The sequence below is a fragment of the Cobetia sp. 1AS1 genome (genome assembly GCF_029846435.1).
GTDB lineage: Bacteria > Pseudomonadota > Gammaproteobacteria > Pseudomonadales > Halomonadaceae > Cobetia > Cobetia amphilecti.
The window spans coordinates 32,809-47,917 of record NZ_JARWKU010000006.1; the positions used below are offsets into that span (position 1 = coordinate 32,809).

13 protein-coding genes and 2 tRNA genes are annotated in these 15,109 nt (G+C 63.6%); 9 read left to right on the forward strand and 6 right to left on the reverse strand.

The window, feature by feature from the left end:
* Window positions 1-19: 19 nt before the first annotated feature.
* On the reverse strand, window positions 20-682 hold the full coding sequence (gene uvrY, locus QD280_RS11405; RefSeq protein WP_043331360.1) for a UvrY/SirA/GacA family response regulator transcription factor: 663 nt from the start codon (window positions 680-682) through the stop codon (window positions 20-22).
* A gap of 300 nt (window positions 683-982) precedes the next feature.
* On the opposite strand from uvrY, the gene QD280_RS11410 reads away from it, so the two are divergent.
* From QD280_RS11410 to QD280_RS11420, 3 genes are all read left to right on the forward strand, one after another.
* Window positions 983-1,058 (forward strand) — tRNA-Ala (locus QD280_RS11410).
* 74 nt (window positions 1,059-1,132) lie between these two features.
* A tRNA-Ala gene (locus QD280_RS11415) sits at window positions 1,133-1,208 on the forward strand.
* A gap of 262 nt (window positions 1,209-1,470) precedes the next feature.
* Window positions 1,471-2,343, forward strand: a complete 873-nt coding sequence (locus QD280_RS11420) for an AraC family transcriptional regulator (protein WP_279839303.1) — start codon at window positions 1,471-1,473, stop codon at window positions 2,341-2,343.
* 86 nt (window positions 2,344-2,429) lie between these two features.
* Here the strand turns inward: QD280_RS11420 and QD280_RS11425 are convergent, their stop codons facing one another.
* Both QD280_RS11425 and argF read right to left on the reverse strand, forming a co-directional pair.
* Window positions 2,430-3,509 (reverse strand): ABC transporter ATP-binding protein, encoded by a 1,080-nt coding sequence (locus tag QD280_RS11425; RefSeq protein WP_279839304.1) that lies wholly within the window; start codon window positions 3,507-3,509, stop codon window positions 2,430-2,432.
* A gap of 146 nt (window positions 3,510-3,655) precedes the next feature.
* Window positions 3,656-4,573 carry an ornithine carbamoyltransferase gene (argF, locus tag QD280_RS11430; RefSeq protein ID WP_043331358.1) on the reverse strand — a complete coding sequence of 306 codons (918 nt, stop codon included), beginning with the start codon at window positions 4,571-4,573 and terminating at the stop codon, window positions 3,656-3,658.
* Window positions 4,574-4,889: 316 nt separating this feature from the next.
* Here argF and grxD point away from each other — a divergent pair, with 316 nt between their 5' ends.
* Complete coding sequence (gene grxD, locus QD280_RS11435) at window positions 4,890-5,222, forward strand: Grx4 family monothiol glutaredoxin (protein WP_043331357.1); 333 nt, start codon at window positions 4,890-4,892, stop codon at window positions 5,220-5,222.
* A 170-nt stretch (window positions 5,223-5,392) separates the two neighbouring features.
* On the opposite strand, the gene rnt is transcribed toward grxD, so the two are convergent.
* On the reverse strand, window positions 5,393-6,088 hold the full coding sequence (rnt, locus tag QD280_RS11440; RefSeq protein ID WP_054555724.1) for a ribonuclease T: 696 nt from the start codon (window positions 6,086-6,088) through the stop codon (window positions 5,393-5,395).
* Between the two features lie 267 nt (window positions 6,089-6,355).
* Between rnt and QD280_RS11445 the strand changes: the two genes are divergently transcribed.
* The 5 genes from QD280_RS11445 (at window position 6,356) to QD280_RS11465 (ending at window position 12,993) form a co-directional block, all read left to right on the forward strand.
* On the forward strand, window positions 6,356-7,621 hold the full coding sequence (locus QD280_RS11445; RefSeq protein ID WP_225348161.1) for an argininosuccinate synthase: 1,266 nt from the start codon (window positions 6,356-6,358) through the stop codon (window positions 7,619-7,621).
* 339 nt (window positions 7,622-7,960) lie between these two features.
* Window positions 7,961-8,248, forward strand: coding sequence for an HlyU family transcriptional regulator (locus QD280_RS11450; RefSeq protein WP_306424366.1), 288 nt, complete (start codon window positions 7,961-7,963; stop codon window positions 8,246-8,248).
* A 53-nt stretch (window positions 8,249-8,301) separates the two neighbouring features.
* Entirely contained in the window at window positions 8,302-9,006 is a 705-nt protein-coding gene (locus tag QD280_RS11455; protein WP_153636321.1) for a glutathione S-transferase, read from the forward strand.
* A 511-nt stretch (window positions 9,007-9,517) separates the two neighbouring features.
* Window positions 9,518-10,765, forward strand: coding sequence for a sensor domain-containing diguanylate cyclase (locus QD280_RS11460; protein WP_279839305.1), 1,248 nt, complete (start codon window positions 9,518-9,520; stop codon window positions 10,763-10,765).
* Between the two features lie 314 nt (window positions 10,766-11,079).
* Window positions 11,080-12,993, forward strand: coding sequence for a dihydroxyacetone kinase subunit DhaK (locus tag QD280_RS11465; protein ID WP_279839306.1), 1,914 nt, complete (start codon window positions 11,080-11,082; stop codon window positions 12,991-12,993).
* A gap of 158 nt (window positions 12,994-13,151) precedes the next feature.
* Here QD280_RS11465 and QD280_RS11470 read toward each other — a convergent pair whose 3' ends face one another.
* Window positions 13,152-14,036, reverse strand: a complete 885-nt coding sequence (locus QD280_RS11470) for a DMT family transporter (RefSeq protein WP_043331353.1) — start codon at window positions 14,034-14,036, stop codon at window positions 13,152-13,154.
* A 127-nt stretch (window positions 14,037-14,163) separates the two neighbouring features.
* Window positions 14,164-15,015, reverse strand: coding sequence for an IclR family transcriptional regulator (locus tag QD280_RS11475; protein WP_084589193.1), 852 nt, complete (start codon window positions 15,013-15,015; stop codon window positions 14,164-14,166).
* Between the last annotated feature and the right edge of the window lie 94 nt (window positions 15,016-15,109).

Here is a 15,109-nt window from a genome sequence, read left to right on the forward strand (position 1 = left end):
GCTGGCAAGGTGTGCTTGTTCAGGCCTCGTCAGGACGGTCCAGCACGTAGTCATCCAGCAACTGGTGACGCATGGCCAGATGCGTCATCTCCACGTCGCTGGTCACACCAAGCTTGTCGAAGATGCGGTAACGGTAGGTGTTGACCGTCTTCGGGCTCAGGTGCAGGCGGTCCGAGATCTCGCTGACGCGATGGCAATTGACGATCATCGTCGCCACCTGCAGTTCTCGGCTCGACAGCTGATCGAAGGGATTGCTGCGCTGGGTGTCCATGCCCGAGAACACCAGGCGCTGGGCGATTTCCGGGGACAGATAGCGTTCGCCAGCGGCCACCTGATGGATGGCGCGAATCATCTCGTCAAAGGGCGTGCCCTTGGAGATGAAGCCGAAGGCTCCCGCTTCCAGCAGGCGTTTGGCGAAGGACTCTTCCAGATAGGCGGTCAGCACGATGACTCTGACGTCGGGCAGGCTGCGCACGATCTTCTGCGTGGCTTCCAGGCCATCGACGCCGGGCATGCGAATGTCCATGAGCACGATATCCGGGCTGTGCTCACGGCAGAGTTTGATCGCGGTTTCGCCATCCGAGGCTTCTGCAATCACCTTGAGCCCATCCTCTAGCTCAATGGTACGGACGATGCTGGTACGCACCAGGTGGTGGTCGTCAGCGACAAGAACCTTGATCAAGGCGGCTCCAGTAAAGATGTCAATAAGCAGTGAAGTGAATGCGGGATCCAATGTACCCATTGGACAAGGGCTTGTCGATGCCCTGTCATCCAGTGCGTCGCGTTCAGGATAACCACTACTGATATAGTGCTAGCGTGATTCCTGCTCCTTGCCGTCGGCCGTGAGTCCGTGAGCGAGCCCCTTAGGGAAACCGTGCCTCGCTATGCGATCCGCAGACTTCGCGCGCTCCACAAAGCGCAGCAAAAATAAGAGGTTGACGACGTATTCGTCGCTCTGTAACATGCGCTCCATCGTGAAGACGGGGCCTTAGCTCAGCTGGGAGAGCGCAACACTGGCAGTGTTGAGGTCAGCGGTTCGATCCCGCTAGGCTCCACCATGATTCACGACAAGCCTGTCCAGATTTCATGTGCCTCTTGCCTGCAAGTGACATGCGAAATGACAGTCTGATTCGGGGCCTTAGCTCAGCTGGGAGAGCGCAACACTGGCAGTGTTGAGGTCAGCGGTTCGATCCCGCTAGGCTCCACCAGAATTCTTGAAAAAGCGGTCATCCTTCGGGGTGGCCGCTTTTTTTGTGCCCGGCTTTCAGCTCGGCCCTGTCAGCATGCCCCTGTCTGCAGCTCGACCCTGTCTGCTTCACATTTATAGCCGCCAGTGACCGGGTCTGCCAATACTGAGAGGGATGGGCGATAAATCTCACCCGGGTTCGTGATTGGCTGAAATTGACTTCAATCGTTGCCTTATCGTCTCAAGTTGTTGATGAGAGGCAGGCCTGGCGCTAGATTGGCGACATGAGCAGACAAGAGATCACACGACTCGTGGCGAGCCTCGCCCACGAGGAAGGCATTCGAGAGACCGCAGTGAAGGGCGTGCAGCTCTTTCGCATGACGGAGCCCGTGCGTTGCGCGCCGGTCATCTATGAACCCGCCGTGGTGGTGATCGTCAGCGGTGCCAAGGAGGCGATACTGGACGGCGAGCGGCATGTCTACGACAGTTGCCAGTATCTGTGCTGTCCCATCTCGATGCCGGTCGAGGCGGGCGCCCCCACGGCCTCGCCAAAAAACCCGCTGCTGGGTGTCTACCTCTCGCTGGATACGCGGGTGATGACGGAGCTTGCCATCGAGATGGAAAGCGCCGCGGGCCTCGTGCGCAAGCCGGCCCGCGGCCCGCTGCCGCCGGGGCTTGCCCTGGCGCATTGGGACGCCGCCTTCAGCGATGCCTTGTTGCGACTGCTGCAGGTGGCGCAGAGCCCCGCCGATGCGGCGATATTGGGAGAAGGGCGGCTGCGGGAGCTTTATTACGCCGTCCTGAAGGGCGAGGCGGGTGAGTCGGTGCGACGTGCCTTCGGTGTGGGCAACGAGATCGCGCGGACAATCGATTACCTCTCCAGCCGACTGGATGAGCCGGTCAGCATTGAAGACATGGCCGGGCGGGTCGGCATGAGTCGCGCCGTCTTCCACCGCAAGTTCAAGCAGGCGACCACGATGTCGCCGATCCAGTTCGTGAAGTCCATGCGCCTCAATACCGCCGCCATGCAGATCGCCAATGGCAAGACCGTCAGCGAGGCGGCCATGGCCGTGGGCTATGTGAGCTCCTCGCAATTCAGTCGCGAATTCAAGCGTCTGTACGGGCAGTCGCCCAAGCAATGGAGTCAGTTCAAATAGCGGTACGCCACCAGCGGGACATGAAAAAACGGCCATCCGAAAGGAGGCCGTTTTTTCATGGCTGGCGATCATCCTGCGCGTAGGCGCTAGAGCGCCGCTTCACTCTCCTCGACACGCTCGAAGAGGATCAGGTGATCGGCCTGGATACGCAGCATGACCTGCTCACCGGGCTGATAGTCGTGATGGCTGTTGAAGGCCGCCTCGACTTCCCGCCCGGAAGGCAGCGCCAGCCGGTAGAGGGTGCTGGTACCGGCGAAGGTCGCGCTGAGTACGCGCGCCTTGAGGTCGGTGGCTTCCGAGTCCCCTTCGGCCAGCACCAGGTCATCCGGGCGCAGCAGCACATCCACCGGCGTGCCGGGTGCATATGGATAGGCACGGTTGCCGCGAATCACGCCCAGCTCCGTGCTCACGCATTCGTTGTCCTTCAGCGTGCCGGGGATGAAATAGCCCTGGCCGATGAAGTTGGCGACGAAGCGCGTGGCGGGTTCGTGATACAGATTGAACGGCGTGTCCCACTGCTGCAGATGGCCGCCGTGGATCACGCCGATCTGGTCGGCCATCGCGAAGGCCTCATTCTGATCATGCGTGACCAGCACCGCGCTGATGCCGAGGTGCTTGAGAATCCGCCGCACCTCCTGACTCAGCTGACGACGCAGCTCCACGTCCAGATTCGAGAACGGCTCATCGAGAAGCAGAATGCGCGGCTCCGGCGCCAGCGCGCGGGCCAGGGCCACGCGCTGCTGCTGGCCACCGGACAGCTCATGCGGGAAACGCGCCCCGAGATGGGCGAGGCCGACCAGCGTCAGCAGCTCCGTCACCTTGTCATTGCGCGCTTCACGCGTCATGCGGCGCACGCCGAAGGCCACGTTGTCCGCCACGCTCAGGTGGGGGAACAGCGCGTAATCCTGAAAGACCATGCCGACATGGCGCTGCTCCGGCGCGGTCAGATGAGTCGCGCTGGACAGCACCTCGCCTTCGAGACGAATCTCGCCCATCGCTACCGGTTCGAAGCCGGCAATCGCGCGCAGCAGCGTGGTCTTGCCGCAGCCGGAGGGGCCGAGCAGGCAGGCGATGTCACCCTTGTTGAGGGAGAAATTGATGTCACGGGTCACGACGGTGGTGTCGTAGCGACATTCCAGCGAATCGATCTGAAGGAGCGGTTGCATGATGGCAGGTCAGTCCGGATGGAGATGAAGGCAGCGGATCAGAGTAGTGTCCGTCTCGCTTGAGCATACGCGAGCGCCGCCTGCGTGGATGCAGGCGGCGGCAGGGCACCCCTTCGGCTTGCTGGGCGGCGGCTCAGCCTTGAGGCTCAGTCCTGGCGACCCAGCATCAGGAACTCGAGCAGTGCCTTCTGGGCGTGCAGGCGATTGCCCGCTTCCTGCCAGACGACGGCGCGCGGGTCATCCAGCAGACCCATGCTGATCTCTTCGCCGCGGTGTGCCGGCAGGCAGTGCAGGAAGATGACATCGTCGGCGGCCTTGTCGAGCATGGCTTCATCGACCTGGAAACCGGCGAAGTCGGCCTCACGCTTGAGCTGCTCTTCTTCCTGGCCCATGGAGGCCCAGACATCGGTGGTCACCAGGTCCGCGCCCTGCACGGCTTGCTGCGGATCACGATGGATGCTGACGCGCTGGCCAGCCGCCGCGACGATCTCGCTGTCCGGCTCGTAGCCTTCCGGGCAGCAGATGCGCAGATTGAAATCGAACTGACGCGCGGCGTTGATCCAGGAATGGCACATGTTGTTGCCATCGCCGATCCAGACCGCTGTCTTGCCCTTCACGGAGCCACGGCATTCGGTCCAGGTCATCACGTCGGCCAGCAGCTGGCACGGATGATAGTCGTCGGTCAGCGCATTGATGACCGGCACGCTGGAGGCGTCGGCGAAGGCTTCAATATCGGAGTGGGCGAAGGTGCGGATCATCACGCCATCGACCATCTCGGACAGCACGCGGGCGGTGTCGCCGATCGGCTCGCCACGGCCCAGCTGGGTGTCGCGCGGCGACAGGAACAGCGCATGGCCACCGAATTGCGCCATGGCCGTCTCGAAGGACACGCGGGTACGCGTGGAGGACTTCTCGAAGATCATCGCCAGGGTGCGGTTGGCGAACGGCGTATAGACCGGACCTTCCTTCTTCAGCCCATCCTTGATGGTGATGGCGCGCTGGATGAGGTAGTCGAGTTCTTCCGGAGAAAGGTCAAGCAGGGTCAGAAAGTGCCGGGTGGCCATCGAGCGGGCTCCTGTCAGGGTCTCGGGCAGCACCATCGAAAAGGGCGCCATGCGTCGGAGGGAAGGAAGTCGCCGACGATCACGGCGCCCGGATGGCGCTGCCTGTCAAAAGAGCCATCCTAGCCAGCTCGGCCCGAGCGTGCAACGCTCACGCCGTTATCAGCGCGGCCATGACGCGCGCTGCAGGGCCGATGCGCGCTGCTGCAGACAGCAATCCACAACTCGGGCACTATCGGGGGCTGAATTCATGGCTTACCCCCAGTAGAATGAGGGAATGACACTCACGGGCCTTGCGCCCACCGTCCGAGGATTGCACATGAGCACTACCATCGAATCGATCGAAAAGCAGATTGGCGAGAACCCGATCCTCCTGTACATGAAGGGCACCCCGCAGCTGCCGCAGTGTGGTTTCTCTGCGCAGACCGTGCAGGCCGTCATGTCCTGCGGCGAGCGTTTCGCCTTCGTCAACATTCTCGACAACCCGGACATCCGCGCCGAGCTGCCGAAATACGCCAACTGGCCGACCTTCCCGCAGCTGTGGGTCAACGGCGAGCTGGTCGGCGGTTGCGACATCGTGGTCGAGATGTACCAGAGCGGCGAGCTGGAGCCGCTGATCAAGCAGGCTGCTCAGGAAGCGTCTGCCGAGTGATCGGCACCTTCTGATCGGCGTCTTCTGATAGGAGTCGCTCTGATCAGGCACGCTCTGACCCGAGCAGTGCCGAGCAGAAAAAACGCCCCCGCAGCCAGGCTGCGGGGGCGTTTTCATGTCTGGCTCTCAAAGAGTCTGTCAGCCGGAGAAGCTGTCAAAAGCTCTGCCAGTCAGGGCGCGGGCGCGTCGAGCGAGGCCGGTACCTCGTCATTCATGCCCTGTTCCTTCATCGCCAGGTCCCAGCCGCCCAGGTCCTTGAAGCGGTTGACCATCGCGCAGAACAGCTCCGCGGTGCGTTCGGTGTCATAACGCGCCGAGTGGGCGGAGGCGTTGTCGAACTCGATGCCGGCGGCGCGGCAGGCGCGCGCCAGCACTGTCTGGCCATAGACCAGACCCGCCAGCGAAGCGGTATCGAAGCACGAGAACGGGTGGAACGGATTGCGCTTGATACCGCAACGCTCGACCGCCGCGTTCAGGAAGCCCTGATCGAAGGCCGCATTGTGGCCGACCAGCACCGCACGCGTGCAGCCGTGCGCCTTGATGGCCTTGCGCACCGGGCTGAAGATCTCGCCCAGCGCCTGATTCTCGGCCACCGCGACCTGCTTGCGCACCGGGTTGTCGAGATCGATACCGGTGAAATCCAGTGCCGACTGTTCGATGTTGGCGCCCTCGAAGGGGGCCACGTGGAAGGCATAGGTCGCATCCGGCACCATGTTGCCATCGTCGTCCATGGTCAGCGTGACGGCAGCGATCTCGAGCAGTGCATCACCGGCGGCATTGAAACCACCCGTCTCGAGGTCGACCACCACTGGCAGAAAGCCACGGAAGCGCTGTGCCATCTGCGTGCGCTCGCTCGCCTGGGTCATCAAGATCTCCAATCCCGTCATAGCATCTCGTGCTGCGTCGTGCGTATTGCCGACGCTCAAGGTGGCCAATTGTAGCAGGGCGAAAAGGGCGCGTCGCGGCGCTGGCCGCGTGCCGGGGTGTCTCTGGCCCTCCTGGCAGTATCGGTGAGGTGCCAGCCTCGCTATAATCGGCGTCACATCGTGATTCGGGTAGATGAGCGGCTGCGCTTGCGCGGCCTTCGCTCGTCTGGACCGGGCGATCCAACCCCACCTGCGGCCACGGCGTTCATCAGTGGTACGCGGGAACTACAAGCATCAACTCAGGAGTCAAGCATGTCCGACGTGCAAAAGGTCGTTCTCGCCTACTCCGGCGGCCTGGACACTTCAGTCATCGTCAAGTGGCTGCAGGAAACCTACAACTGTGAAGTCGTGACTTTCACAGCTGACCTCGGTCAGGGCGAGGAAGTCGAGCCGGCGCGTGCCAAGGCAGAAGCCCTCGGCGTGAAGGAGATCTACATCGAAGACCTGCGCGAGACCTTCGTCCGCGATTACGTCTTCCCGATGTTCCGTGCCAACGCCATCTATGAAGGCGAGTACCTGCTGGGCACCTCCATCGCACGTCCGCTGATCGCGCGTCGTCTGGTCGAGATCGCCAACGAGACCGGCGCCGACGCCATCTCTCACGGTGCGACCGGCAAGGGCAACGACCAGGTGCGTTTCGAGCTGGGCGCCTACGCGCTGAAGCCGGGCATCCAGGTCATCGCGCCGTGGCGTGAGTGGGACCTGAACTCCCGCGAGAAGTTGATGGAATACTGCGAGCAACACGGTATCGAAGTCGACTACGCCAAGAACAAGAAGAAGTCTCCGTACTCCATGGACGCGAACCTTCTGCACATCTCCTATGAAGGTGGCGTGCTGGAAGACCCGTGGACCGAGTGCGAAGAAGAGATGTGGCGCTGGAGCGTCAGCCCGGAGCAGGCGCCGAATGACGCGACCTACATCGATCTGACCTACACCAAGGGCGACATCACTGCCATCGACGGCAAGGAAATGGCCGCTCACGAAGTGCTCGAGTACCTGAACAAGGTCGGCGGCGCCAACGGCATCGGCCGTCTCGACATCGTCGAGAACCGTTACGTCGGCATGAAGTCGCGTGGCTGCTACGAAACACCGGGCGGCACCATCATGATGCGTGCTCACCGTGCCATCGAATCCATCACTCTGGACCGCGAAGCGGCCCACCTGAAGGACGAGATGATGCCCAAGTACGCCGAGCTGGTGTACAACGGCTACTGGTGGAGCCCGGAGCGTCGCATGCTGCAGGCGGCCATCGATGAGTCCCAGAAGGTCGTCAACGGCGTCGTGCGTCTCAAGCTCTACAAGGGCAACGTGATCGTCGTCGGCCGTCAGTCCGAAGACTCGCTGTTCGATGCGTCCATCGCGACCTTCGAAGACGATGCGGGCGCCTACGACCAGAAAGATGCTGCCGGCTTCATCAAGCTGAACTCCCTGCGCCTGCGTATCGCGGCCAGCAAGGGACGTGGCATCGAGTAATCTCTGATCCGATAGCCTGATCTCGGAACACCATGACGCCGGCCCCCTGCTGCAGCCATTCGCTGCCATAGGGGTCGGCGTCGTGCTATCCGGCTGTCGGTGCCACGTTATCCGGCTGTCGTATCGCGCTTTAGGCGGCCAGAGTCGGCTACCAGAGCCAGGCGCGCTTTCGTCTGATGAGGTGCTGCTCATCCAAGGCACGCATGGCGCTCAGGGGCGTTGCTGAGCGCTTTTCTCCCCCGTGGGTGCATGCGATGCTGACAGAAGCCCCTTTTCATTGTCATTTCTGCACGTAGATAGCCGGCGACCGTCATGGCGGCCGGCCAAGGAAGATGTCTCATGCTGGGTATGCTGAAGAAACTGTTTGCCGCAGGCGAGCCTGCGCCGGTCAAGGAACCGGAAGCCACCGAATACAAGGGCTATCTGATCGTGGCGATGCCGCAGAAGCACGATGGTCAATACCGGGTGTCGGGGGTGATCCGCAAGCCGGTGGAAGGTGGCGAGATGCTGGAGCACCGCTTCGAGCGCTCCGACACCGTGCCGGGCGAAGAGGGCGCCGTGGAGCTGACCCTGCTCAAGGCGAAGCGCACCATCGATGACCTGGGTGACAGCATCTTCGAACGCTGATCGCCCCCGGAGCTGACCGCTGCGCACTTGCCCCCACCCTCAGGAGCACGCCCATGATCACGGTTCACCATCTGGAAAACTCGCGCTCGCAGCGCATCCTGTGGCTGCTGGAAGAGTTGAATCTTGAATACCGCCTGCAGACCTATGCCCGCGACAGCAACAGCATGCGTGCGCCCAAGGCGCTGAAGGAGATTCACCCGCTGGGCAAGGCGCCGATCATCACCGACACCACGCTGGCGGGAGAGAATGCCGAGCCGGTGGTGGTCGCCGAGTCCGGTGCGATCATCGAATACCTGATCGATCTGTACGCCGGCCAGGGCAGCGGCAGCACTGCCCATCTGCGCCCGCCCGCCGGCAGCCAGGCCGAGCGTGACTACCGCTTCTGGCTGCACTTCGCCGAGGGCTCCGCGATGCTGCCGCTGATGCTCAGACTGGTGTTCTCGCGCCTCGACAAGCCGCCGGTGCCGTGGCTGGTGCGCCCGATCGCGCGCAAGCTGGCCAAGGGGGTGAATGACAGCTTCATCAGCCCGGAGATCAAGGCGCATCTCGCCTACATGGATACCTGTCTCGAGCATCGCCAGTGGCTTGCCGGGGACTCGCTGACCGGTGCCGATATCCAGATGAGCTTCCCGATCCAGGCGCTCGATGCGCGCCAGGGGCTCAAGAATCACCCGAATATCCAGGAATGGCTGGCCCGCATCCGTCAGCGCGAGGCCTTTCAGCGTGCCGTGGCCAAGGGTGGCGAGCTGGCGCTCTGACGCGCTGATGCTTTTGCGCTCTGAGGTGCTGATGCTTTTGCGCTCTGAGGTGCTGATGCGCTGATGCTCGGGCGCGCTGCGCAAACATCATATGGCTTGCGCATTTTTGCGCTATTGATGTGATTGAGACTTTCGTCGGGATTCTTTCGGCATTCGGGCTGTCACATCTGGACGTTATATCGATAGGTTCTGTTTTAGGTATCTAAGCTACAGTTAGTGCTTATTGACCTCAGTCGGGTGACAACCGCCCAGTCACCGGGCTGGGCGGCGAAGCGCCAAGGACGCCAGGCACGACAGGCGGAAAGCGCCGCAAGACAGAACATCAAGACAGAATGTCAAGACAGAACGTCAAGACAGAACGTCAAGACAGAACGTCAAGGCAGAGCGGCATGGCATAACAACAAGACAGAACACAAGACCGTGAGCGATGCATCGGCAAGCGAGTGGGGAGTCCGCCGTGGTGTCGATGGATAAACAGGATGCAGGACAAGGAGTCGACCGGGGGCCTGGCATGGCACGCAAGAGTCTGCGTGAACAATCACTGGAACAAGCACTCCAGCAGATGGAACGCGACAAGGCTCGCCTTGAACGCCGACTAGCGGGGCTGGAAGAGAAACTGTCGACGACGCTTGACGGTACCGGCCTGCGCCTCTGGCAGCTCGAAGTGCCCAGCGGCAAGCTCACCATCTTCAACTATCGCTGGGGGCGCATGCTGGGCTATCAGCCCGGCGAGCTGAACGCCCATTTCGATGTCTGGCGTGAGCACCTGCACCCGGAAGACCGCGACGAAGTACTCGCCAATCTCAATGATCACCTTGAGGGGCGCACCGAGGTCTATCAGGTCGTGCATCGCATGCTGGCCCGCGACGGCAGCATCACCTGGGTCGCCGACCGCGGGAGGGTGGTCGAACGCGATGAGCACGGCAATGCCCTGCGTCTGCTGGGCACGCATACCGACATCAGTCATGAGAAGGACTACGAATCGCGCCTCAATGCGCTGGCCAGCACCGATGCCCTGACGGGCCTTGCCAATCGCCAGGCCATCAACAGCTGGCATCAGCGACCGCTGGCCGACGACAGTGCCTTGATCTTCATCGACCTCGACGGCTTCAAGCAGGTCAATGACCAGTTCGGCCATCGTGCCGGCGACGAAGTGCTGGTGCTGGTCGCGCATGGCCTGAACGATGAGCTGCATCGACTGGGCATCCATCATCATCTCTCGGCGCGTTTCGGCGGCGATGAATTCCTCTTTCAGCTGCCCCGCATGTCACTGCCGCGTGTCGAACATATTGCCCGTCGCTGGCTGGAGCGCTTCGCGCATCCCCTCGAGATCAGCGGTGGCCTCGGCCGTATCGGTCTGAGCATCGGCATCTGCTTCGGGTGCGATGCCGACAATCGCTTCGGGCTGGCGCTTGAACGGGCCGATCAGGCGATGTACCGGGTCAAGCACCACGGTAAGCACGATTTCAGGGTGCACACGCCGGTGGAGTGCTCTGCCAGCGCATACCAGGCCTGCGATTTCCAGGCCTCGAATCTGGAAGCCCCCGCCAGTCGCCTGCCTTCCTGGTTGCACCCGGGACCCGCGCCAGCCTCCCAGTCGCCGCCGAGGCAGCAGGCAGCTTCTACCGGTACCGAGTTTGCCGATACAGAGTCTGCCGGTACCAAGCCTGTCGATACCAAGCCTGCCGATACCGAGCGTGGCGATAGCGTGTCTGCTGATTCCGAGTCTGCCGAGGCCAGGGCCAAGGAGGAAAGGTGACTCGCATGACAAGCAAGCCCGCTTCCCGCTGGCTCCCGACATTCCAAGCCCCCCGCACGCGCAGGCGTCGGGGGGCTTTTGTCTTTCAGGCCGCTCGACTGATGGGCGTGGCGCAACGCTGCAGCGCGAATGCCATCATTTTCTGATATGACTATTGCATCCGGCAAAGTCGCGAACGACGCTGGGGGGAACGGCAAGGCAGGATGAGTCGAGGCCCCCGAGCGTCAGGGAAGCGTCGTGGCACAAGACAGGCATGAACGGCGGCCTCAAGTGCCGCCTTTATCAGCAGGGCGAGTGTCCTCAAGGAGAGAAGGATGAGTAGCAGCGAGTCTGGCCGACAGTTCATCAATCAGCCACGCCAGGTCGTCGGCGAGGCGCTGGAAGGCTGCGCACGACTGCGCCACCCGGATGGCAGTGGCGTGCGGCTGTCAGACCCCGCCAGTGGCATGCGCCTGGTGGTACGCGATGACTGGGCGCGTGATCAGGTCGCGCTGATATCCGGTGGCGGCTCGGGGCATGAACCCGCGCATGCAGGTTTCGTCGGCGCGGGCATGCTGACGGCTGCCGTGTGTGGTGAGCTGTTCGCCTCGCCGACGGTGGACGCCGTGCTGGCGGCGATCCGCGAAGTGACCGGTGAGGCCGGGGCCTTGCTGATCGTCAAGAACTACACCGGCGATCGCCTCAACTTCGGGCTGGCGGCCGAGCGGGCGCGTCAGGAAGGCTTCAAGGTCGAGATGGTCATCGTCGCTGATGATGTGGCGCTGCCCGACAACCCGCAGCCGCGCGGGCTGGCCGGCACACTGCTGGTGCACAAGGTCACCGGTGCGCTGGCGGCACGTGGGGCGGGCCTCAAGGAAATCACCGCCGTCGCACGGCGCGTCGCCGACAGTTGCTCGACCCTTGGGGTGGCCTTCAATGTCGGCCGCCATCCCGGCAAGCCGCGTGAGCAGCGCGCACCGGAACTGGGGCTGGGCATTCACGGCGAGCCGGGCGCCATGGCGCTCGAGCTTGGCAGCGACTCGGACACCCACGGCGTGCATGCGATCATGGATACCGTGGTCACGGCGCTGGTGCAGGGTCATTCGCGCAAGGATGTCGGCGGCGACCTGCCGGCCAGCGGCCATCTGCTGTTGATCAATGATCTGGGCGGTTGCTCGGCGCTGGAGCGCAGCCTGCTGCTGGAAGAGGCGCTGACCCATCCGTCGCTGCAGGCGCTGGGCATCCATGCCGTGGTCGGCCCGCAACCGCTGATGACCTCGCTGGACATGCACGGCTTCTCGCTGACGCTGCTGCCGCTGGATAGCCTGCTGGAAGAGGCGCTCAGCGCCAGCTGCGCACCGGTGGCCTGGCCGGGCGTGCAGCCGGTGACGCCACTGACGCACTTCACGCCGAGTCAGGACGCCGTCAGAACCGCCAGTGATGAGGCCTCGGATGCTAGACGTGCCCAGGCCAAGGCCGACTGCCAGGAGCGTGCCGCCCGTGGCGTGAAATCGCGTGCCGGCCTGCCGGGCGATCCGCAGGTCGAGCAACGCCTGCGCGCGGCACTGGAAATCCTGCTTGCCAGCGAGGCGGATCTTGACCGCCTCGATGCCATCAGCGGTGACGGCGATACCGGCAGCACCTTCGCCAGCGGTGCGCGCGCGGTGATCGAGGCGCTGGAAGACTGCGAGCTGGCGTGTGGCGATTCCGGTGAGCTGATGACCACCATCGGCAAGCAGCTGGCCCACGGCATGGGCGGCTCCAGTGGTGTGCTGCTCTCGACGCTGTTTACCGCCGCCGCCACCCGCTGGAAGGAGCAGTCGGACGCGCATGGCCAGGCACCGCTGGGCCAGCGCTGGCACGACGCCCTGAGTCACGGTGTCGCCCGCATGCAGCATTACGGCGGCGCCTCACGCGGCGACCGCAGCCTGCTGGATGCGCTGTTGCCGGCACTGGAGGCGTTGCAGGAATCGGTGCAGTCTGAAAAGCAGGAATCGGTGCAGGGTGGTCAGTCAGCCTCGCCGGCCGAGAGCAGGCAGGAGATGCGCGCCGGGCGGGTCGACTGGGCCGCGATGGCGCGCGCCGCCCGTCAGGGCGCGGATGCCACCGCCGAGATGGCCAAGGCGCGGGCCGGGCGCTCCGCCTACGTGCCTTCCGCCCATCTGGTCGGCAACAGCGATCCGGGTGCGGAAGCCGTGGCGCGTGTCTTCGAAGCGTTGGCCGATGCCGCCGAGGAAGCGGCGGGTTGATGTGATTGACCGGCTGAGCTGGTTGACCCGAATGACTGGCGCCTGAGCGCTCAGCCCCACAAGGCAAAAGGCTCACAAACCCAAAGCTCTTGAACCAAAAGGCCCACCCATGAACCTCGTGTTCAGGGGTGGGCCTTTTTGCATCATGCGGCAAGCGGTCAGGCGACTTTCTGACGTGTCGGCAGGCGAATCAGACGGGTGGCGATGGCGGTGCCCAGCAGAGTGATGCCCATCCCGGTGAGGATGCGCGCATCGATCACCTCATCGAGCAGCATGTTGCCCCACAGCAGCGCGCTGACCGGTACCAGGAAGGTCACCGAGGTGGTCGCGGTGGCGCCGGCGCTGGCCAACAGGCGGAAGAAGATCAGGAAGGCGAGGCTGGTGCTGAGCACCGCCAGCGCGATGGCGCTGCCCCAGGCTTCCAGGCTGACGCTGGCCGTCGGCCACATCCACAGGCCCGGAATCAGCAACAGCAGGGATGACATCAGCGAGCTGCCCGCGGCCAGTACCGGCGCCGGCAGGTGATTCAGGCGCTGGCGCGAGAAGTTGGAGGCGAAGCCGTAGCAGAAGGTCGCGCCGAGGGCGGCGAGAATGAACCAGCCATCGCCGCCGAGCTGGAAATCGAGGCGATCGCTCGACAGCACATAGACACCGCTGAAGGCCACGGCCAGGCCGAGATACTGCTGCTTCTGGATCGGCGTGGCGAACAGCGCCATGCCCAGCAGCGCGGTGAACAACGGCGTGGTGGCATTGATCAGCGAGGTGAAGCCGGCCTCCAGCTGGGTGGTGGCCAGCGCCAGCAGGCAGAAGGGCAGTGCCTGACTGGTCAGCCCCAGCACCGCAAGCGGGCCCTTGTGCTCCCACAGCATCCTCAGGCGTCCCGCGCCCAGCAGCAGCGGGGCGAGTACCAGCGCACCGATGCCCATGCGCAGCAGTATCAGCGTGGTCGGGCCGAATTCCGGCGCGGCCACGCGCATGAAGATGAAAGACATGCCCCACAGGGTGGACAGCAGGACAAGACGCAAGGCATCGCTGGCGGACATGGTGTTCTCGACGTGGCGTGTGAAAGGCAGTCCGCTAGGCTAGCCCCTCATGCGCGTCACGGGAAGCACGACCTTGTACCTGTCGCTCTTCTTTCCCAGCCCCAGCTCCAGCTCCAGCACGCTGGCCTCAGGCGGAGGGTATCGCGCCGCGCTGGATGGCGGCGATATCGCGCGCGGCACGCTCGAGTGCCGGCAGATGCTTGAGCATGTCCTCGCGCGACTGGCGCATCACCGGCGCCTGGATCGCCACGCCGATGTTGGAAGGCCCATCGGGATTGGGCGCCAGCACCGCGATGCACACCAGACCGGGCAGGAATTCCTCGTCATCCAGCGCGAAGCCCTGCTGGCGGACCTGCTCGATCTCGGCCTCGACGGACTCGATGTCGGTCAGGGTGTTGCGCGTCATCGCGTTCAGCGGCGTGCCGGTCAGCAGGCGGCGGCGCTGGGCGGGCGGCATCTGGGCCAGAAACAGCTTGCCGCTGGCGGAGCAATGCACCGGCACCCGGGAACCGGGGTGCAGATAGAAGCGCAGCGGGGCCTGGGTCTCGACGCGGTCCAGATACAGCACCTCGCTGCCGGACAGTGCCGTGATGTTGCAGCTCTCGCCGACCTCTTCCATCAGCCGGTTGAGCACGCCGTGGCGGGCGCCCTGCACGGTGTCGTTGAGCAGTAGGTTCTCCGCCAGACGGCGCAGGCGGCTGCCCTTGCTGTAATGGCGGTTGTCCGCCTCGCGCTGCAGCATGCCGCTGCCTTCCAGCTGCTGCAGCATGCGGTGCAGCGTCGGCTTGGGCAGGCCGGTCTCTTCCACCAGTCCCTGCAGGGTGAAGAACTGGTCCTTGGCGGCGATCACCTCCAGCAGCGCCAGCAGACGCTGGGCGGGCGTATCGCCTTCTATCTTGCTGCCTTCCTTGCCGGTGTCCCTGTCAGCATCCTTGCGATCACGCGGCAGGCTCGCCTGGGGCTGGGTGGCACTGTTCATGGGCTATTCCCTCCTTCAATCCGTGCGCTGGGCAGTGTGGCGCCGAAACGCTCGGCCCGTCAGTGCCTTGCGTTGCTGTGCCTACTTTAACAGT